Origin of the sequence: Parasphingorhabdus sp. (assembly GCF_041748495.1) — a bacterium.
GTDB lineage: Bacteria > Pseudomonadota > Alphaproteobacteria > Sphingomonadales > Sphingomonadaceae > Parasphingorhabdus.
Window position 1 is genome coordinate 1 of the sequence record NZ_JBGTDD010000063.1, and the last position, 3,093, is coordinate 3,093.

Consider the following 3,093-nt stretch of genomic DNA (forward strand, 5'->3'; position numbering starts at 1 on the left):
GCCGCTCCAGTTCGTCTCTGCCGATGGATCGGCGTCGACGCTCAGCGCTGCCTCTCGCATGGTCGTGGCCACTGCCCTTGCACATAACTCGACGCTCATCGAAAGTTTGCAGCCTTATCACGCCGAAATCCCCAGCCTTCGCGTTGAGTCGCCCTGAGCGAGCCAGCGTGACTGGCCATGTGTTGATAACCCGCGGTGCCGCGCGTTCGACGACGGACTTCATCCCGACACGGCCATTCACTTTAAGCGCGAAGTCGCGCGCACAAGTTCCCCAGCCCGTGACACCACCTGCAACCAAGATCGTCCGTGCAAGTGCCCGGAGTTCATACCGACGTCTGGTGTCCAGACCAGCACCGGCGAGCTATGCGCGACCTGCGCGCCAAACCGCGAACGCCGCGCCGACACTGAACCGCGCCGGGTTTGCCGGAGGCTGTTTGGTTTGAGTCACGCTGCCATATCCAGAGTTTCCATGGCGGCATAGTATTGCTCCTCGGCTTTGGCGGGCGGGATGTTGCCGATGGGTTCGAGCAGCCGCCGGTGATTGAACCAGTCGACCCATTCGAGGGTCGCGTATTCGACGGCCTCGAAGCTGCGCCAGGGTCCACGCCTGTGAATGACCTCGGCCTTGTAGAGGCCGTTGATCGTCTCGGCCAAGGCGTTGTCATAGCTGTCGCCGACGCTGCCGACCGATGGTTCGATGCCTGCCTCGGCCAAGCGTTCAGTATATTTGATCGATACATATTGGCTGCCACGGTCGCTGTGATGGATGAGGCCGCCGCGATGCTTGGGCCGCCGATCATGTAAAGCCTGTTCCAATGCATCCAGAACAAAGCTGGCGTGAGCGGTTCTACTGACCCGCCAGCCAACGATATATCGGGCGTAAACGTCAATCACGAATGCGACATATACAAAGCCTTTCCAGGTCGCGACGTAGGTGAAGTCCGATACCCACAGCATATTGGGCGAAGGGGCATGGAACTGGCGGTTTACATGGTCGAGCGGACACGGCGCTGCATGATCGCTGACCGTCGTTCGCACAGGCTTTCCGCGTATCACCCCTTGAAGGCCCATATTGCGCATCAACCGTTCGATGGTGCAGCGGGCAATGTCGAAGCCTTCGCGGTTCATCTGCCGCCAGACCTTGCGAACACCATATACCCCGAAGTTCTCGGCAAATACGCGCGCGATCTCCGGCTTCAACACCATATCACGCTTGGCGCGATCCGACAGCCGCGAGGGATCCCGGCGCTTGGCGAGATGACTGTGATAGGTCGACGGGGCAATTGGCAGAACTTTGCAAATTGGCTCGACCCCATAGTCTTCGCGGTTATCATCGATAAACGCGATCATTTGCGAAACGGGCGGTCGAGCTCCGCCTGAGCAAAATATGCCGATGCCTTACGTAAAATCTCGTTGGCCTGGCGCAGTTCGCGGTTCTCGCGTTCCAGTGCTTTTAGCTTGTCAGCAACATCGCTGGGAACACCGGCGCGCGTGCCCCTATCCACTTCTGCTCGCTTGACCCATTCATGCAGTGTCGGCGGTGAGCAGCCGATCTTCTGCGAAATGGACACCACCGCAGCCCAGCGCGAGGGATAATCCTGTCTGTGATCCAGCACCATGCGGGTAGCACGGGCGCGAACCTCCGGTGAAAACTTGTTTGTGGTCTTGCTCATAATAGCTCCTTCTACTCAAGAGTTGGAGCCTCCGGCAATCCCGGGGCGGTTCACAGAGATTGTTTCAAAACAATAACGCAGGCCATCTATCATCACAGATGAAGCCTTGATCATCCCCTGCAATAAGACCCAGACTATGAGAACAGGGGGCATCAAAGGAAAGCAATAGAAATGGCGTCGGATTATTTTCTCCAGCGGGGTTTCGTTTTCTAGTCGCAGGAAGAGCGCCGTCAGGATAAAGCTCGCAACTGCATAGCCTAGTAGGATCATGGTGATATCTAGTGGCATTCTATTCCCCTTGATTTTCCCACCTCGCTTTCCACAAAAATTGACTGCAAGATGTTGCATTGTTGTACGTAACAAGCGCGGAAAGCTTTTATCCGTGACAGCGATCACGATTCCCGATAACATTTTTTCCGGCAATACCGGCACAGGGGGTCGGTCCATTCGGTCGCGGGGCAATATTGACAGAAGCAGAGAAATCTGATCCGCAAGCGGTGCGCTTTCGCGCCTTTGTCAGCTATAGCCATGCCGACGCCGCCATCGCGCAAAAGCTGCACCGGAAAATCGAAACCTACCGGTTGCCGCGCCGTCTGCGGGCAGACCGGATCACCGATGCAGGTGATGGCCGCCTGGGACGAATTTTCCGGGATCGCGAAGACCTGCCCGCGGCCGAGGATCTGTCGCAATCGGTGAAGCAGGCGCTGGCGGAATCGCAAGTGCTGATCGTCATCTGCTCGCCCGACGCCAGGGCATCGATCTGGGTTGCCCGCGAAATCGAACTGTTCCGGTCGCTGCATCCGGGCCGTCCAGTGCTGGCAGCGCTGGTGCGCGGCGAGCCGGAAGAGGCTTTCCCTGCGTTGCTTCTGGCCGGATCCGAGCCGCTGGCGGCGGACCTGCGCAAACAGGGGGATGGCTGGCGGCTGGGCTTTCTGAAGATCATTGCCGGTATCGCGGATGTTCCGCTTGATGCGCTGGTCCAGCGCGATGCCGCTCGCCGCATCCGCCGCGTGATGGCGGTCACGGGCGGCGCGTTGGTGGCGCTGGTAGCGATGATCGGAATGACGATATTCGCAATCCAGTCGCGCGACGAAGCGCAACGACAGCAGGCCGAAGCCGAAGGGCTGGTCGAATATATGCTGACGGATCTGCGCGCCGGGTTGAAAGGCGTCGGCCGTCTCGATGTGATGACCGATGTCAACGAACGGGCGATGGACTATTATGAGGGACAAGGCGACTTGTCCGATATGCCCGCAGAAAGCCTGGAGCGACGTGCCCGCATTTTCCATGCATGGGGCGAGGATGATGAAAAGCGTGGCGACATGGACGAGGCGCTGGAAAAATTCACCAAAGCGCACAGGGTCACGGAGACATTGCTGAATCGGGATCCGGACAATCCGGACCGGATCTTTGCGCATGC

The 3,093-nt window shown here is 58.6% G+C and carries 3 protein-coding genes and 1 other annotated feature; of the genes, 1 reads left to right on the forward strand and 2 read right to left on the reverse strand.

All coding sequences use genetic code 11. The features are described from left to right. Positions 1 to 444 precede the first annotated feature (444 nt). Together ACEW8J_RS05180 and ACEW8J_RS05185 are read right to left on the reverse strand one after the other, a co-directional pair. Positions 445 to 1,673, reverse strand: a protein-coding gene (locus ACEW8J_RS05180) for an IS3 family transposase (protein ID WP_373490576.1) whose coding sequence is annotated in 2 segments (ribosomal slippage) — positions 445 to 1,385 and positions 1,385 to 1,673 — 1,230 coding nt in all. Because the reading frame shifts where the segments join, the coding sequence is not laid out codon by codon here. Continuing rightward, positions 1,276 to 1,392: a sequence feature (AL1L pseudoknot), on the reverse strand. Its footprint overlaps the gene before it by 117 nt. Positions 1,674 to 1,688: 15 nt before the next feature. After that, on the reverse strand, positions 1,689 to 2,105 hold the full coding sequence (locus ACEW8J_RS05185; RefSeq protein WP_373490577.1) for a hypothetical protein: 417 nt from the start codon (positions 2,103 to 2,105) through the stop codon (positions 1,689 to 1,691). A gap of 32 nt (positions 2,106 to 2,137) precedes the next feature. Between ACEW8J_RS05185 and ACEW8J_RS05190 the strand changes: the two genes are divergently transcribed. Continuing rightward, positions 2,138 to 3,093 (forward strand): TIR domain-containing protein (locus ACEW8J_RS05190; protein ID WP_373490578.1); only part of this gene is annotated, 956 nt, incomplete at its 3' end.